The sequence below is a fragment of the Vibrio sp. Vb0304 genome (assembly GCF_033338995.1).
Classification (GTDB): Bacteria; Pseudomonadota; Gammaproteobacteria; order Enterobacterales; family Vibrionaceae; genus Vibrio; species Vibrio alginolyticus.
On the sequence record NZ_JAWOTT010000001.1, the window covers coordinates 180,017 to 202,600 of the forward strand.

A 22,584-nucleotide genomic window follows, 5' to 3' on the forward strand; every position below is an offset into this window, starting at 1 on the left:
ACATTGTAAATCGGGCTTTTTTTGACCAAGTTTTCTCTAACGATAAACAGACTGCATACTCTATACTTGCATCATATTGTTTTGTTAAATCAGGCTAGGTCGGACTTTGAGAAAGATTAAATCCCTTCTGTTCAATATCTTATTGGTGCTTTTGCTTTTACCAGTGATGCTCGTTGGCATAGTGAAATACATCGATCCACCAATTTGGGGATGGAAGATCAGCCGCATGATTTCTCCTCCTGAAGGATTTCCTGAAGAGAGTCAAAATGAATGGGTGCCTTTGAGTGATATTTCTAAACACATTCAACTGGCCGTGATTGCGACAGAAGATCAAAAGTTCCCGACCCATTACGGAGTGGATTTTGATTCCTTGTTTAAAGTGATCTCAGAGTCTGGCGAGAACGGTCCCTCTCGCGGTGCGAGCACGATTACTCAGCAAACTGCAAAGAACGTGTTTCTGTTTCCTTCACACTCTTATGTGCGCAAAGCGTATGAGCTTTATTTTGCTCTGCTGATGGAAGCAATGTGGAGTAAAAAACGCATTCTTGAAGTGTATTTGAATGTGGTGGAGTTTGGTCCAGGTATTTATGGCGCGGAAGCCGCTGCGCAAAACTACTTTGGTATTCCTGCTAAACAACTTTCAACACGCCAAGCAGCAAGGCTTGCGGTGGTGCTGCCAAATCCGTATCGCATCAAAGTTTACCCTCAGACTTCTTACACCATCAGCCGCGTCAATTGGGCGATGAGACAAATGCGTAACCTTGGTAGCATTCAGCTTTAAACTCCTTTTTACCCTGCTCATAAGTAGAACTACGCCCCCATAAAAGCAAAATGTGAAGCGTCACAAGCTTTAGGGCGTAGCCTTTCAGAATGATGTGCTCAGTTTTTCATCCATTTACTATTAGTGTGAATAAAACTACAACACGAATACTGCGCCTATGCGCAACCAATGGACTGAACGATGAAACTGAATCTGATTACGACTACCTTATTGCTTGCATCGGCAAGTGCCATCGCCGAGCCAAACATCACCATTGCTACCACGACCAACAGCCGTGACTTTCCGTTAAGTGCAGAGCAGCCTTTGGTTGTGCCCTTAACCAAAGACGGATACACGCTCAAAATCACGGGTATTGAAGGCGACTGTGTCGCGCCTGATGGTCAGAAGGTCAAATTCAACAAACCTATCGCGCTGAACTGTGGAAAGCCAACAGAACTGCCTTTAAAAATCCGTTTTACTGGCGATTACTCTTTTGCTTTTGATGCGGAAGCCAAAACTCTACGCTTCAAGCGAGAGCCTAAGAAAGCTGCCAAGACAGAATTTAAACGCCCAATCCCACAAGTGCAATGTGAGGTTTACCAAGGCGGCGAAGTCACCATCGCGCTGGGTGACAGTTTCCCCGATGGCACCAAGTTGCGTGATGCCTATTCTGGTCAGATGGTCGAAGTAAAAGATCAGCAAGTATCGCTGACACCAAGCAAAGATTCAGGCGGTTTGGTGCTACTAGAGCCAGTGAAGAAAACCAAAGAAGCAGTGCCGTTTGATTACCGCAATGCCAACATTTACTTCGTGATGGTCGACCGTTTCAATAATGCTGATACGAGCAATGACAACAGCTATAGTCGCAAGAAAGACGGTAAAGAAGAGATTGGTACCTTTCACGGTGGTGACCTAAAAGGTGTGATCGAAAAGCTAGATTACATAAAGAGCCTAGGTACCGATGCGATTTGGTTGTCGCCAATCGTTGAGCAAGTACACGGCTTTGTGGGTGGCGGCGATAGCGGCTCATTCCCATTCTACGCTTACCACGGTTACTGGACGCGTGACTTTACCAAGATTGATGAGAACTTCGGTAACGAAGCTGATCTTAAAAAGCTGGTGGAAGAGGCACATAAACGTGGCCTTAAAGTCTTGATGGACGCAGTAATCAACCACACTGGTTACTCAACGTTAGCCGATTTGCAATTTGACGGTATTGAGGTGTTAAAACCAAACGCTGACCTACCTAAGAAATGGGGGGATTGGAAACCAAAAGCGGGCGAAAACTGGCATAGCTACCACCAGAATATTGATTACCAGAGTCCAAACTGGGCGAAATGGTGGGGCGGTGACTGGGTAAGAACAGGTCTACCGGGATACCCAGTTCCGGGCAGCAGTGATATCACCATGTCATTGGCGGGTTTGCCAGACTTTATCACTGAATCAGACAAAGCCGTGAAGCCAGCTCAATGGCTATTGGATAACCCTGGCACTCGCGTTGAGGAGCGTGATAATTACACCGTCTCGGACTACCTAATTGAGTGGCAAACTGATTGGGTGAAACGCTTTGGTATTGATGGTTACCGTGTCGACACGGTGAAGCACGTTGAAGGCGATGTGTGGAAACGCTTGAAAGAAGAGGCATCAAGCAGCCTTGAGCAGTGGCGTAAAGAGAACGGTAAGTCAGGTCAGCCATTCTGGATGATGGGTGAAGTATGGGGACATACCGCATATCGCAGCCCTTACTTCGACGACGGCTTTGATGCGTTGATTAACTTCGATATGCAGAAGAAGTTAGACAAAGGCGCGGCGTGTTTCAGCCAAATGGCAGACACTTACCAAAGCTATGCGGACACTATCGCCAATGAGAAAGACTTTAACCCTGTGAGCTACATGTCTTCTCACGATACCGAGCTGTTCTTCTCTCGCTTCAAAGATTACGGTATGCAGCGTAACGCCGCGAATGCACTGCTTTTGAGTCCTGGTGCTGTTCAGGTTTATTATGGTGATGAAGTTGGTCGTAACATTGGTCCTTACGCGGACGATTTCCACCAAGGCACTCGTTCTGACATGGTATGGAAGCTATCTGATGAGAAGCAAGCGCTGCTCAAACACTGGCAAACTCTTGGTCAGTTCCGTAAAGCGCACCCAGCGATTGGTGCGGGTCAGCATCAAGTAATTGAACAAGAAGGCGCGTACGTGTTCTCTCGCTCGCTTGGCAATGACAAAGTCGTTGTGGCGTTTGTGGGTCGCGACAAGTAGTTAGAACTTCGTTTTAAGCCTAGATAGAAAAAGCCCTTCCTTGAGTTATCAGGGAAGGGCTTTGTTGTTTTAGTTCGCCAGTTCTTGGTCGATGACTTTTTCTAGCTCGTCAAACGGCACATAGCCAGGAATGACTTGATCATTAATGATCAACGCAGGCGTGCCGCGTAAACCAAGTTGCGTGAAATACTGATAGTTTTTATCAAGCAACGCTTTGGTCTCTTTGTCGTCGACAAGCTGTGCTTCTGTCCCCGTTTTTTTCGCGATTTGATTTAAGGAACGTGCGTCATGTGCGCCCGGTTTTTTCACCAATAACTCATGCACTTGTTCGTACTTATCTCGCTGGTTTTGCCAAACATTTAATGCGTAACTTGCCGAGTTGTAGCCGTTTTTCTCGTATTGTTCTTTAAAAGAGACATTGAGGTTAAGCACTTTTACCTGCGGATATTCCTTACCAACTTTGACCAGCTCTCCTTCTAAACGTTTACAAAAAGGGCAGCTGTAGTCTGTTACGTTAATAATGGTTAACTCAGGGTTTTCAGCACCAAAAGAGGAATGTTTGCCATCACTTAGATATTGACGAACCTCCTTCAAGGTGTCGCCAAATGACTGTTGATACGCAATGTACTCTTGAAGGTTTTGGTGCAATGAATCAAGAATTTGAGGGTTTTCTTTTAGTATCTGAGTAACTTCCTCTAGCTTTTGTTCTGCGGTCTTTTCTGATGCGAAAGATACGGCAGATACGATAGCCATCGTTAACGCCAAAAGTGTACGAGTGAATGTCATAATATTTCCTAAAACTTTTAAATTTCGTTGTTTGTTATGTGAAGTGAATAAAATATGTACAAAAGTCAGGCAGAAAGGTCTCTCGCCTTGCTGGCTTTATTCTCTAAACACGCAAAGTTTTAGGTGAACCCGATACTTTTCCGGTATCGGTTCTGTGTATTCCAGATAGCGAATTGCTGTGGTTGTCATCGGCAGCGCCACAATCAAAGCAAACAGAAAAAATGGAATAAGAATATGATCAAACTGATGTTGGTAAGCTTGAACCAGCTTTTCTGAAAGGTCACAAGATGGTGATAAATTCACGCTTTCATCTTGCTGACTCTGTATTTGGTGAGCCTTCGGGCAGCTTTTCGAGAAACCAGAATTTTGGCTTAAGCATATCATCACCACCCAAAGAACGAGGGCGAGTGTCCATTTGGCTATTTTATATTGTGAGCGTAACAATGGGTCGTATAGTCCTGTTAATTCTGGTTTATACCGTTTACATATGACCGGGCCATCCTAACCTAAATTTCGTGGCTGAATGTTACTTTCGAGTTAATCGATATTGCCTCAATGCCAAAGTATGAAGTACGTCATGAATGTTGTAGAAAGCAATATTCGTCAGAATCATTTGTTGAGTTGATGAAGAAGTCGTGAGCTATCGACATAGATTAATATACCTAATTGTTAGCACAAATTTTTATTATCTTTCAATTGTGATTGGAATCATAAAACAAAACTTCATAACTGAGTCGCGATAATGTTCGGCAGGCGGATTGATTTTGATCATCTCTCTAGCACATTATTCAGGTGAACATATGTGTTAAGTTCCACATGTGTAGGTAATGTTATGAAAATTCCTGTTCAAACTGAGCGTAAAGTTACACTGGGGTGCTACGTTGCTCTGGCGTTTGCGGTTGTGTTCTTTTCTGGCCTGATGCAATCTAGCGAATGGTACGGTGTATTCGATTTTACAACGCTTAATGGCTCTTTCGGTAAAGTGGCTTACGGCGTAACGGAAGGTGCGGATGGCGAGGTACAAGCTGCGACCACATCTTTCCGTGGTACTGGCGGTAGCGGTGCTCGTGACGGTTTCATTTTCGCACTTACTTTGATTCCAACCGTTATGTTCGCATTAGGTATGATCAACGTACTTGAGCACTACGGTGCACTTGAAGCAGCTCGTAAGCTTCTTACTCCTCTTCTACGTCCTCTAATGGGCATCCCTGGTAACTCTGGTCTGGCTTTAATTGCTTCTCTACAAAGTACCGATGCAGGTGCGGCAATGACGCGTCAGCTAAAAGATGAAGGTCACCTAACTAAGCGTGAAACGGACGTATTTACCATGTTCCAGTTCACTGCAGGTGCAACCATCGTGAACTTCTTCTCATCGGGTGCTGTGCTGTTCACACTGACGATGGCTGACGGCTCTCTAGCAGTAACGTCTTCTATTGGTTTAGCAGTTGTGGTGATGTTCGCATTTAAGATCATCGGCGCGAACCTGTTCCGTATCTACCTGAACATGACGGAAGGTAAAGAAGACAAGCAAGACCAAAACAAATCAGGGAACTTAAAAGAGGAGACGGCATAATGGGTGACGTTAAAGCGAAAAAACCAATGGTGACGGATATCTTCGTCGAAGGTGCTAAGAAAGGTTGGGTGATTGCGACTACCTCTACGGTGCCTAACGTATTGATGGCGTTTGTTATCATCAAAGCGCTACAAATCACGGGAGCACTGGATCTGATGGGCACGGTGTTCTCTCCAATCATGGCGGTGTTTGGTCTTCCGGGTGAAGCAGCAGCGGTATTGATCGGTGCTTGGATGTCGATGGGTGGCGCGGTGGGCGTAGTTATTACGCTATTTGACCAAGGTATCCTGAACGGTACGCACATTGCGATTCTTGCGCCTGCTATCTACCTAATGGGCTCTCAAGTTCAGTACATGGGTCGTATCATGGGCCCAATCGGCACTGAAGGTCGTTATATCCCAGTTATGATTGCAATCTCAGTATTGAACGCGTTTGGCGCAATGCTGGTGATGAATCTGTTTGTCTAGGAGTGAGTTATGCAATTCTCTCTAAATGAATATCTAGAAGAGCTACGTCCGCTAATGAATGTGGATTGTGGTACTTACACCACTGATGGTATCGAGTACATCGCTTCTCAATTTGAAGAGAAGTACCAAGCGATGTCAGGTTGGAGCGTAAAACGCATTGACTGTGGCAGAGCGGGCATCGGTCTTGAAGTTCGAAATAAGCCGGAAGCTGAGCAAATCGACGTGATGCTGATTGGTCATATGGATACCGTGTTCCCTGTGGGTACTGCTGAGCTTCGTCCAATGTCTCAAGATGCAGAGAAAGCTTACGGTCCGGGCGTCTCGGACATGAAATCTGGCTTGCTGAACATCGTATACGCGATGCGTAACCTCGACCAAGCGGTGTTGGATAAGTTGTCTATCGCTATCTGCATGAACCCAGATGAAGAGACGGGCTCTCTGGACTCTGTGGATTGGATTCAATCAGTAGCGAAAAACGCTAAGAATGTACTGGTTGCAGAAGCAGCACGTGCAGATGGCGGTTTAGTGAAAGCGCGCAAAGGCATGGCTCGCTACAAAATGACCTTTAATGGCGTTGCTGCTCACGCAGGTAACGAGCCAGAAAACGGTCGCAGCGCAATCACTGAGATGGCGAATTGGATTCTCGCAGTCAATGCAATGACCAACTTTGAATCTGGTACTACTCTGAACGTCGGTATTATTTCTGGCGGCAACGGTGCGAACATCGTCCCTGAGCACGCTGAAGCGATCGTGGATGTACGTTTCTGGAGCAACGAAGAATACGATGATGTCGACAGCAAGCTAAACGGCATGCTGGAAACACCATTCGTTGATGGTGTGAGTATCGAGTTGGTTCGTGAAGCTTACAAACCTTCTATGGTGCCAAGTGCGCAAACGGAAAGCCTGATGGCATTAGTTGAAGAAGCCGCAAGTGAACTGGCTATCGACATCAACTGGAAAGAAGTGGGTGGCGGCTCTGATGCAAACAATACGGCAATTCTTGGCATTCCAACTTTGGATGGTCTAGGACCTATCGGTGCAGGTTTCCACAGTGACCAAGAGTACTTGTTGCTTGAGTCTATCGAACCACGTATCAAAATGCTGATGCGTGTACTGGAGAAGATAGCTCAGTAGCGCCCTCGGCAACTTAGTTCCCAACATCACGATCCCCAGACTTCGGTTTGGGGATTTTTCTATCTGTGTTTTTGTTTCACTTTACTATCATTTCTTGTTATTAATCTTGCGTTCAGGTTCGATTTATTAATATGTTGGCCACAGTCATAAATTTCGGAGGCAACGATGAGCACAACAATGTCTGTAAAATCGGCGCCGAAAGACGCCAAAGATCAAACGATGCAAGCGCCAGATGAGAAAACATTCTGGCGAAAAATGAAAGGGTCGGTTAAGAAAGCGGGTGAAGAAATTGCCGTAATGGGCATAAAATCATGGCTCGCGATGACAGATTCCAACACCGCCGTTCGCCACAAGGCTATACTAGGTGGCGCGCTGGCTTACTTCGTCCTACCAACAGATATGGTGCCAGACGTACTAGCTGGCGTCGGTTTTACCGATGATATGGCGGCACTTACCTTAGCCGCGAACTCAGTCGGTAATGCCATCACTAAAGAACACGAAGCACAAGCCAGAGAAAAACTGAATTCGATGTCTGATTAAGTTGAAAGTTTATTTTACAGCACTAATAGCCATTTGTGCTGCTCGATAAAGTTTTCCAAATACCATAAGAAAAACGTTTCTAATAAACTTTGCAGACATATCTTCAATTGCTGTTACTGGTTTTCCAATAAACACCAGCATATGGCCTAACAGCCCTTTGACTTGTGATTCTCTTACTTTAGAAGCTTTAGCTACTTTTTCTATATTTCTGGCGAGTATATCATAAAATGTCATTCCAGTAGATACTGTGGCTTGGGCTGCTATTGCTGCAAACAAGCCAGTATCTTTTAATAAGGTTATTAATGCTGCTTGAATTCTTTCTGACCAATATTCTGTAAATGATGCTTGGTTTCTGTGCTCAAACTTAAATCTAGTAGGTGTATACAAGTACTTGTTAGATCTGACTTTTATTGCTCCCCACGTTTCGGAGTTAGCATTATCTAAATACCCTAAGCTTGTTTCGCTAGACATACTATGAGCATTTAAATTAAAGCCAGTACTAGCGTCTAAGCGGTACTCATCGCCATTATGTGGAGCATGAATAAATGGCCAGACAGGTACTTTAGGCACAGGATCTGCGCCGTGAGTACAGCGGTATACTTTGTCGTTGCTTTTACTAGATTTACGGGAATATTGTTCTAAACCAACTCTAGGTGCGCCAAAAGTATATAAATTCACTCTTAATGAATATTCTTCTCTCAGCCAATCAGAACATAATGAAGCCAGAGCTCCTCCTAAGCTATGCCCAACACAATGAATACGGTTAGGTAAATTTTGGCATTGCTGTAAATATTGTTTTATGCTTGGTTTGATACTTGAAAATGAATTAATAAATCCAGCATGAGCGATAGAGCCATTTGGAGAGCCTTTAAGGCCGACATTTAGGTTGGTTACCCAATCATTGGCGTTTTGCGTCCCTCTAATGGAAATTACTAAATCTCCCTTATATTTTCCTTTCCCAATACCAATTACCGCAAATGCTTCAGATGTTCTCATTACACCAGGTACCACTTTTCTAAACAATGGTATACGATCTAATCCTGTGATGCCTCCAGTTCGGCCACTAAAAACATCTTGCTGCGAAAATGCAAAGTGTTTTTCAAAACCTCCTTCTCCCCTAAACGCTAGTCTCCCTTGTCCCTGGTATACTCCATACGGTATGTTCGCGATCTCTGATGCAAGTTTTGGTGTTAAAGACGGCATTATGTATCCTCCGTAAACTCTGTTTTATATAAAAATCCATTTAAATTGCAGTTGCTAATAACCATTAGATCTCGAGCACTTTCTAGATTGATATTTTTGAAAAAATATCGGAATTCTTTATTTTTAAGCTCACAGTAAAGGTTATTTAAGTTATCTTTTATAAATATAGGCGGTGAAACGTAGCTTAACTGAGACTCCCAAATGTACTTCTTTTCTTCATTTATATAGGTATATATTCCGATATATGAATATGTTTGATTCAAAGCTGATTCTTTAAACCGTTGAGAATGTATGACTGGCTTAAAGTGAAATTCACCTAACTCATTAGTAATTGAACTCCTTTTGTAAGCATTCTTTAAAAAATTAGCTTCTAAGTAAACGGTTAAATTTTTTAGAGGTCTTTGATCAAGAACTAAAGTACCTTTTATCTCTGGGCTTAATGTATATTTAAATTTCTTAAAAAAATCGAACATACTTTCGTTGAAACCTAATGCAAGTATTGGAAATGAGAATATGAATAAAAAAAGACTATTTTTAAACATGAAATTATGATGTATGTATCTTAGTACCAACTTAATTATCAGACTACTATCTATCGCGATTTGGTTTTGAACTTTAATTTGATAATGGAATTTGTATCTCTATATGATGAAAATGTCCCTTATATCATTTTCAAAGTGATAAACATAGGCGAGTTATCTTAACCCTCTAGATGAACTAATATAGAATCTAACTACTGACCTATTAGTAATTGAAACAACCTTCGGGGGGACGAGAATTTTATCTAAACCTTTTTGATTTCGGGTTAATTGGAAATAAAAAACCACCTTAGAGTAAGGTGGTTTTTGCTTAGACAGGATAATTTAACTTGGAAGTATTTAAGCTTCCGCGCGCTTCAGATGCACTTCCTCTTCGGCAACGCCTGCCATTGGGTCGTTGAAGCGAGCTTCATCCAATGCACCTTCTGATTTCGCAACGATGACGGTTACTGCACTGTCACCAGTGATGTTTACCGCGGTACGAATCATATCAAGAAGACGGTCAACACCCATGATGAGCGCGATACCTTCAAGTGGCAGACCAACTTGGTTCAATACCATAGCAAGCATTACTAGGCCAACACCAGGGACACCCGCAGTACCGATAGATGCAAGTGTTGCGGTCATGATAACCATCATGTAATCGCCCATAGTTAAATCAATATTGAAAGCTTGAGCAATAAACGCAGTTGCTACGCCCTGCATGATCGCCGTACCGTCCATGTTCACAGTTGCACCTAGAGGAACAGTGAACGATGATACACGGTTCTCAACACCCATGCGGTGCTTTGCTGTTTCCATTGTCACTGGAATCGTCGCGTTCGATGATGCTGTAGAAAAAGCAAACATGATCGCGTCTTCCATCTTGCGTAGGAACGTAATTGGGTTTAGACCAGTGAAACCTTTTAACATCAAGCTGTAAGTGACTAGACCGTGTAGGACAAGCGTACCAGCCAGTACTAAGAAGTACTCTGCCAGATTGACGATCGCGCCCAGACCAAGACCAGTGAATAGCTTCGCCATTAAGAAGAACACCCCATAAGGCGCCAAGTTCATCAAAATCGCGACCAGCTTCATGATCACTTCATTCAGATCAGAGAAGAATGCTGCGATGCGTTCGCCTGGTTTACCCGCTGCACTGATCGCGATACCGAATAGCACGGCGAACACGATAACTTGCAGAGTTTTACCTTCTGCCATTGCGCTGATTGGGTTGGTCGGGAACATATCGATGATCACCTGACCTAAAGATGGCGCTTCGGCTGATTTGAATGAACTTGCTGCCGTTAGATCTGCCCCTGCCCCTGGCTGGAATAGAGTACCCATAGTTAGAGCAAGCGTAATCGCGATAGCCGTTGTCGTAACGTAGAAAGCGAGGGTTTTACCGCCCATGCGACCCAGTGTAGAGAGGTCTTTGAGAGAGCTAGTACCACAAACTAACGAAACAAATACTAGCGGTACAACAAGCATTTTTAAGCTGGCAACGAAGATCTGTCCACCAACTTCGAATAATCCATTAACAATGTATGCGTCGACAAATCCGTTGTCGGCAAAAAGTGTGCGAATTGCAAATCCTGTCAAGATACCCGCAACCATACCTAAAATTACGCGGCTGGTAAGCGACATCGGTTTCTTGGTATTCATGAGAACACTCCTTATAGTTATGCACCTTGAGTTCACTTCAAAGCGGCGAGCAGATTAGCAGCGGAGTGAGAAAATACGAAAGAATAATCCTCTAAATGGTTAATAGATGTGAACTTTATCACTAATAAAAATGGGATTTTAACCAAATATTAACGAATTGGCCGGATGAAAAGTTTGTATTTTAACACTTTTATCGAATATACAACCGATAACAAAGAGGATTTACAATAAATTTTAATAAGAGATAGAGTGCATACTCTCTTTGAGTGGATGCATTTCTGCATAACTATTTAAGTTATATTCAGACTAGCGGTCGCTTCTTTAGGGATAATTTAGTATTGAGTGTTCATCAGAGCCAACGAACCCTTTATGCTTTCATATTTGTCAATTCAATGATGGTTGGCAAGTGTAGTTAGTTGGAGGTGATCCCAGCTCCAATAACTTTGACTGGTATTTTTAATCCCTCCAACCCAATAGCATTGTTTCGCTCGTATTAAGCCTTCCAAACACTGCTTGCCAGCCTCAGTGATACGGACGCTTTGTTCCCACCAGTGCCTTTCACGTGACTCAATCGTGATCAAAGGTGTTTGACACTGTGCTAGAGGGAGGAGTAACGCGTAAAACATCACGTCTCCTAGGTAAGGAAGAGGTTCTAGTTGTTGATATTGCTCAAACCAATCTTTGATGGGAATTGAACGATTTTGCGAGCTCAAGACCTTTAGTGCGAGGTGTTGTGTCAAGCTCAATCCAGTTTGTGAATTAGGTAACTCTTGCAAATGGCGTTTAAGCACGTTGAATATATTGGGCAAGCAATCCAGGTTATGCTGCTGAATTAAATTAACTATGGAAATAGGTGTTGGTGATGTAATAGCGTGCCAACACCGTTTAGCCTGACTGAATAATTTTGCTGTCACAGGTTTACGGTATCGCCAACAAGAACGAATAGCTTCTTCAGGCAACTGCCCAAAGCCGATGAATCGTTCAGTGCCCGGGAACTGGTTCAACTCAATGATCTCTATCACTTTATTCTCTACATTCTCTAACTGTGTTAGAGCACGAATTAGCATCAATTGATCATAACTGTCATGTTCGACCCAAAAGACGATTCGTTCAAATACATCACTTTGCAACAGATCGAGGTTTGATTGTTCCAATGTGACTATATCTTGAACCGAGTCTTCACGCTTCATCACAGGCAGCAGAGTCTCTACGACATATTGGGCACGAATGGCAAGGAAGTTCTGCGGTGTTGCTGGTATGGGGCCAATACAAAGCGGATCGATCAGGGCTAAAAATGTCCCTTCAAATCCACTGGTTTTAAGCTGTTGTTGTATATCGTGACCGCAACGAACGTGTAGCGTTTTTACTTTCGCATCTAGGGGCGGTTTTTGTTGTTTGATGGCTAGTTTGTGCGCTTCTAGCTCTTCGACATGAGCTTTTAGTTTACTCCAACTGGATAAGCCAAGTTCTCTTGCGAGTGCATGTTGAACGTCAGCCAATTGAATTGTATTGGGAGCCAAAGATTCTGGTTTGGAGTGAAATCGCTTAACTAACTCCAACGTAGCGTCATCGTATAGGCGGATAGCTTTGAGCCTTTTTTTAGCAATGGATTTTTGCTGATTGATATTGATCGAGAAGCTATTTGTAGAGTTCATATTTCACCCTTCTTATTTCTTCCACACTCGCCTATATAGAAGCAAAAAAGAAGGTAAAAACAGATTGTGCCTGCTAAACCAAGCAGGTGAGGATATTGCCGTGAACCGAGTTCTTTCCGCGAGTGTTGGGTGCTTTAGGCATGAGCAGAGTGATAGTAGGTGGTCGCTATCCTTCGTGCAACCTTTTGTGAGAGTGTAGCGTCACAAAATGGCCGTTTCTCTATATTTAGGGAGAATCAATAGCCGATAACACTAGCGATTCAACTCAATACCACTGTTGCTAGACTCGAGTTTCTACACTTTTGAGTAAAGTACGATAAAGCGCTTGAGTCGCAGGACCACTTTTGGCTCCTTTGGGCAAAGTGAGGTGCAGCGCAACTTGATATTGATGGGAGTGTTCGATCTCCAATACGTTAATTTTATCGCTCTTGCGGGTTGCGACTAAGTGCGCTGGTAGCCGACAAAATCCAGCGCCTTGCTCTACGGCGTGAAAAGCGTGGTCGAAGTTATCGACGGTAATACGCTGACGTGCGCGTAACCAACCCACATCTCTTTTCGTTTTGTCTGAATCACCTAAGTCACGGATGACAATTTGGCTGGTGGTTGCAAAATCGTCGATGGAAACATGCGGCTTTTTAGCGAGTGGATGGTGTGCTGCGATTACAGGCAGCATGGTTGTTACGCCAAATGCTTCGGCAGGGTAGTTGGTTATCGGTAAGTTGATGATTGCGATGTCAGCGAGCTCATTTACGACCATTTCGGTTGTTTTGCTCAGTGACGTTTCGACCACTTGAACGGAGGTCGTGTTGTTGTCCTCCAAAAATTGACTGAGTGGTGCATAAAGCCAACAAGGGTCACAAAGATGATCTATTGCGACCGTGATTTGAGATTCCACCCCACTTTTTAACTGCTCGCTGATGACTTCTAGTTCCCGCGCTTGTTCAAGCATGGATTGTGCACGACGCAGTATGGTTTTGCCGTGCTCTGTCAAACCCGCTTTGCGCCCTCGTACTTCGATAAGTTGAATACCAAGTTGGTCTTCTAACTTCCTCACCGAGTAGATCAATGTGGTATGGCTCTTGTTGAGTAGTAAAGCTGCGGATTGAATGCTGCCTTCTTGATTAATCGCTTGTAGCGTTTGCCATTGTTCTAAGGTCGTTTTTAGTCTCATGAGTCAATTTTTTAGACAGTTAATGGCGAAATTATGAACTTTTCTGTCAGTTTTATAAAGGTAATAATCTTGTCATCGAAAACGAGTCAATAAGAAGAGGAGACTCAAGATGGCGAAATTATTACAAGTTGATTTTGAATTTCATGGTCCGTTTGGTGAAGAGATGTCGAATGCTTTGGTCGACTTAGCTAAGTCGATTAACCAAGAGTCGGGCATGATTTGGAAAATCTGGACGGAAAGCGAAAAAGACAAACTCGGTGGTGGTATCTATCTTTTTGAAGATGAAGCCACGGCGCAAGCGTATCTCGAAATGCATGCCGCACGCTTACGAAAAATGGGCGTAGTCGAAGTACGAGGTCAAATTTTCGATATCAATGTGCCGTTAACGACGCTCAATCAAGGGCCTATTAGAGGATAAGGAGATGATGACCAACCGCACTTTTCTAACCGTTCATGGTGTCGTATATACGGTATTCGCTTTTGCGTTGTTTTTTGTACCAACCATAATGTGGCCGATGTATGGAGTACAAATTAACGACCAGTACGCGCTGTTTTTATCGCAGCATACTTCGATCTTTTTAGGTGGAATCGCTGCGGTGAGTTTGATGTTACGTAATGTGGAATCAGGGCATACTGCGAAACAGCTGTTTAAAGCATTATTGATTACTAATGGCTTAGGGGCAGTGATTACTACCTATGCCGGCATTATCGGAGTATTTGTCGGTTTTGGTTGGAGTGACCCAATATTCTTTGTCTTGCTTAGTTTGATTACGTACAAGCAATTAAGAGTGCAATAGAAAAAGCCCTGCTGTTTCTAGCAGGGCTTTGTCATATTTGGTTTAATTAGCGATCTAAATTCAACTTATGATTCGCTTTTGTACGCGTAGTTATAGTAGCCGTATCCATAGCCGTATGAGTTAGATGCCTTTTTCTCAACTGCATTGAGAATCACACCTTTAACTTCAACGCCTGATTGCTCGAAGCGACCTTGCGCGACTTCAATCTCCTTCAAAGTCGTTTGATCAAAACGAGCGACCATCAGAGTTGTTCCTGCAAGCGCGCCAACAATGCTTGGGTCGGTAACTGCGAGTACAGGCGGTGTATCGATGATGACTAGATCGTATTGTGCAGACATCTCGTCAACAAAGCTCTTGAAGCGAGGGTGCATAAGAAGTTCTGACGGATTTGGTGGTACTTGGCCGCGAGTCACAACATCTAAATTATCAATGGATGTAGATTTAATGATGTTGCTAAGGGATGTCTTACCGCTCAAGTAATCAGAAAGACCGTTGTCCCAACGTAGACCGAAGCATTGCTGCAAATAACCTTTACGCATATCCGCATCAATAAGCAGCACTTTCTGACCGGTTTTCGCAGCTACGGCCGCAAAGTTGGTCGATACAAATGTTTTGCCGATAGATGGTGCAGGACCTGAAATCATAAGAACGTTATTCTTCGCTTCCATCATTGCAAAGTGCAAGCTAGTGCGAAGACTACGTAGAGCCTCAATGGAAAGATCAGCTGGGTTAGCTTCCGCTAGAAGGACTAGCTCATTGTTGCTGCCTTTGTTGCGCTTAAGCTTGTTTGCAAATTCCAGTTGTTGAATAGATTTTGGAACGCTTGCGTAAACTGGCATGCCAATCTGTTCAATTTGATCTGGTGTTTCCACACCACGGTGGAATGCTGCACGAATTAATACGAAAGCCACGCCTGCCATACCGCCAAGCAGTGTTGCTAGCACAACGATAAGCGCTTTTTTCGGCTTGATTGGCTTAGAGAAAGATTGAGCGTTATCTAAGATTCGAACGTTGCCAACTGTTCCGGCTTTAATAATGTTGAGCTCTTGAACCTTGTTCAATAGTTGGATGTAGATTTGTTGGTTTACTTCTACATCGCGTGTCATACGTAGAACTTCACGCTGTGTTTTCGGTAACTTTTGAACTTGTTTATTAAGACGTTCTTTCTCTTTTAGTAGTGTTTCACGTTTATCAAGTAGCGACTTATAAGCTGGGTGATCCTGTGTGAAGCGTTGGCTGATCTCACTTTCTTTGAATGTAAGCTCATTTAGCTGTGCTTCTAACTCAACCATTACTTTCAGCGTTGACTGAGCTTCAAGGCCTAAATCGATAGATTCATTTTCTTGACGGAACCGATTTAAAACGTCTTCAGAAGCGGTCAGTTTTGTTTTGATGTCTGGGAGGTGACCTTTCAAGAACTCGAGGCTTTGCTCTGCCTCTGCAGAATTTCTTTGAACGTTTTGTAAGAAGTAGTTTTGGCTAATGTCGTTCAAGATATCTTGAATCTTAGCGCGGTCTTCACCAGAGAAGCTTAAAGATATAATCCCGGTTTGCTTACCACGTTCGCTAATCGATAAGTTTTCTTGAAGTTTATTAATTGCATCTAATTTACTGATTTTGCTGACCGTGAATGAGTCACCAGTTTGAGCCACAAGTTCAGTCGCCAAAAACTGGTATCCATTCTTCTCAAGCAGTTCACCAACTTTACCTTCTAGAATGACGTTATTGTCATCTTCTAAGAGCCTGAACGTCTGTTTTTCAGAATCAATAACTTCAAGAGTTAAAGGAACGCCAACTGCGTAAGAAGGAGCATTAAATCGTGAAACGCTCAGACTGATTTGCTCACCTTGTAGTCGAGCTAGGCCTTTACCAATAATTGGCATGTAGTTTGGAGAAACGACAGTCGTTAAGTTGAACTTATCAACAGTACCGCCCAAGATCATACGAGATTTGATGATCTCTATTTCTGTTGTCGCTGATGATTCTGCTGAAAACAGCTCTCCCATATCACCAACCATCGCTGAAATACCACCTGAACTCTTACTTTCGATTTGGATAAGAGCGTCAGCTTTATAGATAGGTGTTGATAGAATGGCAACGCCGACGCCTATAATTGAAAATAGGACTACGGTACATAGAATGAGCCATTTGGCATCGAGAATGATCCCAAATAACTTTCCCAAATCGATCTCATCGTCGGCTTGACGTGATTGCTTAATAGTTTGTGTTGTCATTACTTTAACTTCTTAAATACCTTGCCATTGGCGTTTATTTAGCCTTGCGGCTTATAGTTTTTGAGACCACGCTTTTGCTGCTTTTTCTATAAGCGTATATGCATGTTCGAAAGCTTCTCTACTTTGTCTGTATGGATCAGGGATGCTTTTTTCATTTATCCACTGTCCAAACAGCATCGTTTTACCTCGTGCCTCAGGAGCGATTTTGGTTAAGGCTTCTAAATGACCTTTTTCCATAACCAATATCAGATCGTATTGAGCGCAAAGCTCAGGTGTTAATTGTCGTGCTTCGTGTCCATCTAAGCTTACGCCATGTTCGTTCGCGATAGTGGTTGCCATCTCGTCAGCAGCTTTTCCCGTTAGATGGCTCTTATCTACTGCGATTCCTGCTGATGCGACATGTTTGTTTGGTAGTAAAGACTGCAAAAGCCGCTCTCCTGTTGGAGAGCGGCAAATATTACCGACACAGACGACAAGAATATTAGAAAACAAATGCTTACCCTACTTTAAGTTGTATGCTTATGATCTCAACTGAATTGCTGGCTTCTTTATATTGCGCAATTGAGCTGAGTAGCTATCGATTACGTGCCGCAAGAGATAATTTTCTTGCGGCACGTTGTTTTACGGCCAAGTGCGTACTCGTAGTACACCTTCGGTTAGTTCATTAAAGCCGGAAATGGTTGGAACGAGCTGAGCAATCACACGATTCCAACGACTAACAGGTGCAGCCGTCACATAGACTATGTCGTAAGGGTTGAGATCAAACTCAGTACCAATCACCAAAGCAGAAGCGTCAGAAACATCTAGCTGATAAATGTCCGCCATTTTAGCTTCTTCTTTTGAACGTCTGATGACAAACACACCGGTAGCATCTGCGGAGATTTCACTGATACCACCAACGCTGCTAAGAGCCTCAGTAAGGCTCATGCCGCTACGATCAATTTTGAGTAATTTCGGATCGTTAACCTCGCCCATAACAAATACTTTTTGCGCATCGTTTCGAGGAATATGAACAATATCGCCAGGCTTTAGAAGGCGGTTTTGAGTTAAATCGCCTTGTTGCATCAGAGCATACAAAGAGACGTTTTCAACAACGCCATTGCGTGTCAGTGTCGCATTACGCCAATCAGCCTCGGCAGCCAGTCCGCCAGCTCTATTCACAGCATCTAGAAGTGTAAGGGGGATGTTTGTAATTGGTTGTTGTCCTGGCTTGTTAACTTCGCCAGTTACATAAGTCTTTTTAGAGCGAAATGCCGCAACGCTTACATCGACCTGTGGGCTCTCAATGTATTTTGCAAGGCGGCTTGCAATGTCTGCACGAATCTGACGTACGTTTTTGCCTTCAACATGTACGACACCTATGTAAGGGTAGAAGATCGTGCCATCCGAATGCACCCAGTTACCCGCTTCGGCTGAGCTTCGGTATGAGCCCGCTGGGATCGTTAGCTCTGGGTGATCCCAAATAGTGATATTTAGGATATCGCCAGGTCCTACTTCGTATTCATATTTTGCGATTTCAATATCTAACTCTGGGTTTGGTTTTGAAAAAGGGTCCACTGAATTTAAAGACGTTACGCGCTCCAAAGTTAAGGGATAAACGGTAACCTGAGACTCTATATCACTCGATTCAGTGCTCATGACTGTTTTGTCACTGACCGAAAGGTGGCTACCAGGCAAAGTACACCCTGTAAGAAGGATAGGAAGTACTGATATCCCCAAAAATTTATTAAATGTGTTCATTGGTTTATAACTACCGAAAGAAAGTTTGCCGACTGAAATTGATTCATTCTAATTGAACTGCATTTCATCAATATTGATGATTTACTGCAGTTTTAAGCCTTTAGAAAGCGAGTCCATTCAGAATTATTTGTGTAATAAACACTCCAAATGGCTGCTAGCGACTTAGAGCTCTTAGTTTCATTAATGAAGGTGTGAAAATCCGACCCACAAAAAATAGTCAACTATTATCCATCTGGTTGCAATAAAGGCAACAAGTTACTTGAAAAAATACTGACGAATACATGACAAAATTGTGTCTATTTAACGTTATTGAGATGAATGCATGATTTTGCACAAGCAAACAGGCAAGAATGTGAAAAAACTCATGCCAAAGTTGTATGCATCCTATTTACACTATATGCAACTGCCGTTATGCTTCCTGTTGCGGTCGGATATAACAACAAATATTGGAGCTAATTTTGAAAATCAAACTTTTAACGGCAAGTGTGGCAGCAGTCCTACTAGCAGGTTGTGGTAGTGACAGCGACCCTGAGGTAAAAAGATACTCAGTTCAGGCTTATGACCCAGCTGTTATCGGCATGAAAGTTCAAGCAGTATGTGGTGGTGAGACATACGACGCGATTGAAAATACAACAAACTATGAAGGTATGGTTGGTAAAGCGCGTTTTGAAAATATCAACGTTGTAAATGCGCCAGGTGATTGTGCTTTCGTATTAACGCACACAGAAGATAGTAAAGACGCGTCAAATGGTAAACCTATTACATCTGACTACAAAATCCCTCAAGGCCTAGCCCAGACGGATTCATTGGTAACAGGCTCTCCATTTACGACTTTGGTTGCTAACTCTTTAAAAGATGGTGAAGTATACTCTTCTGATATCGCTGAAAAAGTATTCGAGAATTTGGGTATCGATATCAATGCAAGTGGTAAAACAGTTGACGAAATCCTTCGTGATACAGAATCTGTAGTAGCAGGACTTGGTAGTGAGGGTGGTAACAGCGCACTTGCTACTCAGCTAGTTGCAACAGCAAACGTTGTATCAGATATCATCAAAGCGAACCCAACAGCTTCGCCTGAAGCTGTAGCTGTTGCTGCAAAAGCAATAACAGAAGATGTAATCGCGGCGAACCCAAATTATCCTGAGAATGATTCGGGTGATGTTATCTACGTAACGATTCCAGCTGAAGATACTCAGAAAGTTGTTGCTGATGTACAAGAGGCTATTGATAACGACACTCCACTAGAAGATATCGAACCTGAAGTACCACAAATCCCAGATGCGGAAGTCGGTGAGCCAATTGAACCTGAAGATCCACCGGGTCCAGGCACTGGCGCGACAGGCGGTAACTAAGCAAGTTTTTGCTGATAAATTCTAAAGGCCTCTTCAGAGGCCTTTTTTGATCCTATCGTATTGTAGTCATCACCTTTTAGTGAGTCCTTTACTGTTTAAGTAAGGCAGGATATGCGGACGTGATTCCCCAGCCAGTTTACTGGTGACTTCTTGCGACCAAGTACTCTGTTTTTGATTGCTCGAACGGTTTGCATAGTAGTTTTGCATAGTTTGGTCATACGTCTGAATATCATCCAAGCTTAGGTCTTGATACTGATTTTCATGCACCACGACATGCTTAGGTAGGCGAGGTTTTACTTCAGGGGCTTGATCTGGATGACCAAGACACATACCAAATAAAATGGCGGTATTTTTAGGTAAACCTAATAATTCGTCTACTTTTTGGGCATTGTTTCGTAAACCACCAATATACACACCTCCTAGTCCCATCGACTCCGCCGCAAGCAAGCAATTTTGTGCCATGATGCCCGAGTCTACAGCGCCTATTAGCGTTAACTCGGTAAAGTCAGCTTGAACATCTGGGTTGATACTGGCATGGCGCTGGTAATCAATACAAAACACCAAAAACTCAGCCGCGCTTTCAACGTACCCTTGATTTCCGGCATATTGAGCTAATAGTGTACGTTTTTCTTTGTCGGTCACGCGGATAATTGAAACGACTTGCAACATGCTTGATGAGGACGCCGCAAGGCCGGCTTGAAGAATGGCATCTAATTGTTCGCTCTCAATCGGTTGTGAGGTGAATTTTCGAATTGAGCGGTGATTGAGAATTGTTTGAATCGTGCTGTTCATGGTGACTTAACATCCCCTGTTACGTGTAAAGGCTGAAGACTCACCTTAGCGACATTTGATGAGTCGGTAAACTATCTCAAAAGAAAAACAATGCTTGGCGCATAAGTGTGAAGGCGAATCGAGAATACACCACTCTTTCTGTTTGAGAGCGTATATACTGTTTTTAGAATCAATAATTTAAATGCAGTGGAAAATATGAAAGAACTCATTGTTCATACAGTTACGGTGTTTATGGGCTTCTTTGCCATCATGAACCCTATCGCCAATATCCCCATCTTTTTGAGTTTAACTGCTGATGAAGATAAAGAAACCATCCGTTCCATTGCGCTCCGCTCAGTCTTTATTGCATTTATTATCATCGCGATATTTTCTATTGCCGGTAAGTTAATTTTTGATTTGTTTGGTATCACGCTTTATGCATTGCGAATAACAGGCGGTATTTTGGTGTTTTTGATAGGTTTTAACATGCTTCAAGGTGATTCGACGCATCAGAAAACCAAAGAGAAGGCGTATTCACCAGCTCAGCAACGGGCGGCATTGAGTATTGCAGTGTCTCCATTGGCGATGCCAATATTAGCTGGGCCCGGAACGATTGCTACCGCGATGAACTTTGCGACAGCGGGTGGTTTCGATCAAACCATTATTACTATCGTTTCTTTCGCTGTCCTTTGTGTGATCACCTATGTACTGTTTTTGTTTGGAGACAAATTGGTCAAAGCGGTTGGACCAAGTGCTCTAAATGTTGTGACTAAAATGATGGGCTTAATTCTAGCGGTTATTGGTACTCAAATGTTTATTGATGGCGCGGGCGAAGCCTATAAAACGGTTTTCTCCTAGATTTCTCTTAGACCTTGCCACCTTGGTTAAGCCCGCAATTACATTTCTAACGGGTACGGATTTTTTGAACTTTAGTTTTCATTTTCTAAGAGAGAAATAAATAGACTTCACCTATTTCAATAATAAGAATATTCAATTGTTGTGATTGCACGAATTTCATTACTCTTTTGGCAAGGAGAATGGGGGAAATATGGCAACAAAAGCAATTGTAGTAGAAGGTGGCGCGATGCGAGGCGTCTTCGCAAGCGGAGTGTTAGATGCGTTTTTAGAGCAGAGTTATAAACCGTTTGATTTTGCAATCGGTGTATCTGCTGGTGCATCAAATTTGATTGGGTATTTGACCGACTACCCGCATCGCAGTATTAACGTCATTACTAAGCTGGCCACAAGCAAACGCTTTTTTGACCCGACTCGCTTCGTTAAAGGTGGGGACCTCATCGATGTGAAGTGGTTGTTTGAAGAATCTAATCGCTTGTATCCCGTCGATGAAAATAAACTGTTTAATGGCGTTCCTTTTCTCGCAGCGACAACAAATGTAGATACAGGGCAGGCAGATTACTATCGCGTGACACGTGATAATTTTCACCATGCGATTGAAGCGACAACAGCATTACCGATTGCCTACAAGCATACCCCTTGTTTTTCTGGCGGTTGTTATACCGATGGTGGGGTCGCTGATTCTATCCCAGTGCGTGAGGCTTATCGTCGAGGGGCTCGCGACATAACCGTAGTACTCTCTCACCCACTGAATTATGCCAAAAAGCCAGTTAAGACCACATGGCTGATGAAGAAACTTTTTGCGGAGCACCCCAAAATGGCGGATGCGATGTTAAGACGTGCAGATAACTATAATCAATCATTGGAGTTTATTCGTAACCCTCCACCAGGAACACATGTTAGGGTAATTGCCCCACCAGATAATTTTCATGTTCAGCGCTTATCAATGCGACAATCCGTTTTACTAGAAGGGTATGAAATGGGGCTGATTGAGGGGCGAGCGCATCTCTCTAGTTTATCTGGTGTTTATGGTTTAGACCGGGAAAATTGTCATTTTTGCGTTTGATTATAAAAGAGCCTCATAGTGAGGCTCTTTTTACT

Annotated in this window: 22 protein-coding genes; 11 read left to right on the plus strand and 11 right to left on the minus strand. The window is 43.2% G+C overall.

What is annotated here, in order from left to right:
- The first annotated feature begins 106 nt into the window (after positions 1-106).
- Positions 107-781 (plus strand): monofunctional biosynthetic peptidoglycan transglycosylase, encoded by a 675-nt coding sequence (mtgA, locus tag R7P35_RS00710; protein WP_025768637.1) that lies wholly within the window; start codon positions 107-109, stop codon positions 779-781.
- Positions 782-961: 180 nt separating this feature from the next.
- Positions 962-3,022 (plus strand): alpha-amylase, encoded by a 2,061-nt coding sequence (locus tag R7P35_RS00715; RefSeq protein ID WP_318091562.1) that lies wholly within the window; start codon positions 962-964, stop codon positions 3,020-3,022.
- A gap of 69 nt (positions 3,023-3,091) precedes the next feature.
- Here the strand turns inward: R7P35_RS00715 and R7P35_RS00720 are convergent, their stop codons facing one another.
- Positions 3,092-3,808: a DsbA family protein gene (locus tag R7P35_RS00720; protein ID WP_025768635.1), complete on the minus strand. Its 717-nt coding sequence runs from the start codon at positions 3,806-3,808 to the stop codon at positions 3,092-3,094.
- Positions 3,809-3,904: 96 nt separating this feature from the next.
- Positions 3,905-4,192, minus strand: a complete 288-nt coding sequence (locus tag R7P35_RS00725; protein ID WP_049872671.1) for a hypothetical protein — start codon at positions 4,190-4,192, stop codon at positions 3,905-3,907.
- A 448-nt stretch (positions 4,193-4,640) separates the two neighbouring features.
- On the opposite strand from R7P35_RS00725, the gene R7P35_RS00730 reads away from it, so the two are divergent.
- From R7P35_RS00730 to R7P35_RS00745, 4 genes are all read left to right on the plus strand, one after another.
- Positions 4,641-5,381: a nucleoside recognition domain-containing protein gene (locus R7P35_RS00730; protein WP_025768634.1), complete on the plus strand. Its 741-nt coding sequence runs from the start codon at positions 4,641-4,643 to the stop codon at positions 5,379-5,381.
- A complete protein-coding gene (locus tag R7P35_RS00735) occupies positions 5,381-5,848 on the plus strand; it encodes a YjiG family protein (protein WP_005374849.1) in 468 nt (155 codons plus the stop codon). The genes R7P35_RS00730 and R7P35_RS00735 overlap by 1 nt, the downstream gene beginning before the upstream one ends.
- Positions 5,849-5,857: 9 nt before the next feature.
- A complete protein-coding gene (locus R7P35_RS00740; RefSeq protein WP_042522182.1) occupies positions 5,858-6,982 on the plus strand; it encodes a M20 family metallopeptidase in 1,125 nt (374 codons plus the stop codon).
- Between the two features lie 165 nt (positions 6,983-7,147).
- A complete protein-coding gene (locus tag R7P35_RS00745; protein WP_042522180.1) occupies positions 7,148-7,522 on the plus strand; it encodes a YkvA family protein in 375 nt (124 codons plus the stop codon).
- A gap of 9 nt (positions 7,523-7,531) precedes the next feature.
- Here the strand turns inward: R7P35_RS00745 and R7P35_RS00750 are convergent, their stop codons facing one another.
- The 5 genes from R7P35_RS00750 to R7P35_RS00770 form a co-directional block, all read right to left on the minus strand.
- On the minus strand, positions 7,532-8,725 hold the full coding sequence (locus R7P35_RS00750) for a lipase family protein (protein WP_005374861.1): 1,194 nt from the start codon (positions 8,723-8,725) through the stop codon (positions 7,532-7,534).
- Complete coding sequence (locus R7P35_RS00755; RefSeq protein ID WP_232284613.1) at positions 8,725-9,198, minus strand: DUF6795 domain-containing protein; 474 nt, start codon at positions 9,196-9,198, stop codon at positions 8,725-8,727. Before R7P35_RS00755 ends, R7P35_RS00750 begins: the two co-directional genes overlap by 1 nt.
- 405 nt (positions 9,199-9,603) lie before the next feature.
- The gene (locus R7P35_RS00760) at positions 9,604-10,908 is read right to left on the minus strand and encodes a dicarboxylate/amino acid:cation symporter (protein ID WP_169628759.1); all 1,305 of its coding nucleotides are present in this window, start codon (positions 10,906-10,908) and stop codon (positions 9,604-9,606) included.
- A 389-nt stretch (positions 10,909-11,297) separates the two neighbouring features.
- Positions 11,298-12,563: a DUF1835 domain-containing protein gene (locus tag R7P35_RS00765; protein WP_042521728.1), complete on the minus strand. Its 1,266-nt coding sequence runs from the start codon at positions 12,561-12,563 to the stop codon at positions 11,298-11,300.
- A gap of 280 nt (positions 12,564-12,843) precedes the next feature.
- Positions 12,844-13,734, minus strand: a complete 891-nt coding sequence (locus R7P35_RS00770; protein ID WP_042521726.1) for a LysR family transcriptional regulator — start codon at positions 13,732-13,734, stop codon at positions 12,844-12,846.
- A 109-nt stretch (positions 13,735-13,843) separates the two neighbouring features.
- Between R7P35_RS00770 and R7P35_RS00775 the strand changes: the two genes are divergently transcribed.
- Both R7P35_RS00775 and R7P35_RS00780 read left to right on the plus strand, forming a co-directional pair.
- The gene (locus R7P35_RS00775) at positions 13,844-14,152 is read left to right on the plus strand and encodes a monooxygenase (protein WP_005384613.1); all 309 of its coding nucleotides are present in this window, start codon (positions 13,844-13,846) and stop codon (positions 14,150-14,152) included.
- 7 nt (positions 14,153-14,159) lie between these two features.
- Positions 14,160-14,531, plus strand: coding sequence for a hypothetical protein (locus R7P35_RS00780; RefSeq protein ID WP_017634450.1), 372 nt, complete (start codon positions 14,160-14,162; stop codon positions 14,529-14,531).
- Positions 14,532-14,596: 65 nt separating this feature from the next.
- On the opposite strand, the gene R7P35_RS00785 is transcribed toward R7P35_RS00780, so the two are convergent.
- From R7P35_RS00785 to R7P35_RS00795, 3 genes are all read right to left on the minus strand, one after another.
- Positions 14,597-16,765: a polysaccharide biosynthesis tyrosine autokinase gene (locus R7P35_RS00785; RefSeq protein ID WP_005374875.1), complete on the minus strand. Its 2,169-nt coding sequence runs from the start codon at positions 16,763-16,765 to the stop codon at positions 14,597-14,599.
- A 51-nt stretch (positions 16,766-16,816) separates the two neighbouring features.
- Complete coding sequence (locus tag R7P35_RS00790) at positions 16,817-17,257, minus strand: phosphotyrosine protein phosphatase (protein ID WP_025768627.1); 441 nt, start codon at positions 17,255-17,257, stop codon at positions 16,817-16,819.
- Positions 17,258-17,386: 129 nt separating this feature from the next.
- Entirely contained in the window at positions 17,387-18,505 is a 1,119-nt protein-coding gene (locus R7P35_RS00795; RefSeq protein ID WP_017820139.1) for a polysaccharide export protein, read from the minus strand.
- A 458-nt stretch (positions 18,506-18,963) separates the two neighbouring features.
- Here R7P35_RS00795 and R7P35_RS00800 point away from each other — a divergent pair, with 458 nt between their 5' ends.
- Complete coding sequence (locus tag R7P35_RS00800; protein WP_017820140.1) at positions 18,964-19,857, plus strand: hypothetical protein; 894 nt, start codon at positions 18,964-18,966, stop codon at positions 19,855-19,857.
- Between the two features lie 69 nt (positions 19,858-19,926).
- Here R7P35_RS00800 and nfsA read toward each other — a convergent pair whose 3' ends face one another.
- Positions 19,927-20,649, minus strand: a complete 723-nt coding sequence (gene nfsA / locus R7P35_RS00805) for an oxygen-insensitive NADPH nitroreductase (RefSeq protein ID WP_213904646.1) — start codon at positions 20,647-20,649, stop codon at positions 19,927-19,929.
- A gap of 195 nt (positions 20,650-20,844) precedes the next feature.
- Here nfsA and R7P35_RS00810 point away from each other — a divergent pair, with 195 nt between their 5' ends.
- A complete protein-coding gene (locus R7P35_RS00810) occupies positions 20,845-21,486 on the plus strand; it encodes a MarC family protein (protein ID WP_005374889.1) in 642 nt (213 codons plus the stop codon).
- A 190-nt stretch (positions 21,487-21,676) separates the two neighbouring features.
- On the plus strand, positions 21,677-22,549 hold the full coding sequence (locus tag R7P35_RS00815) for a patatin family protein (RefSeq protein WP_130545730.1): 873 nt from the start codon (positions 21,677-21,679) through the stop codon (positions 22,547-22,549).
- The last annotated feature ends 35 nt before the right edge of the window (positions 22,550-22,584 follow it).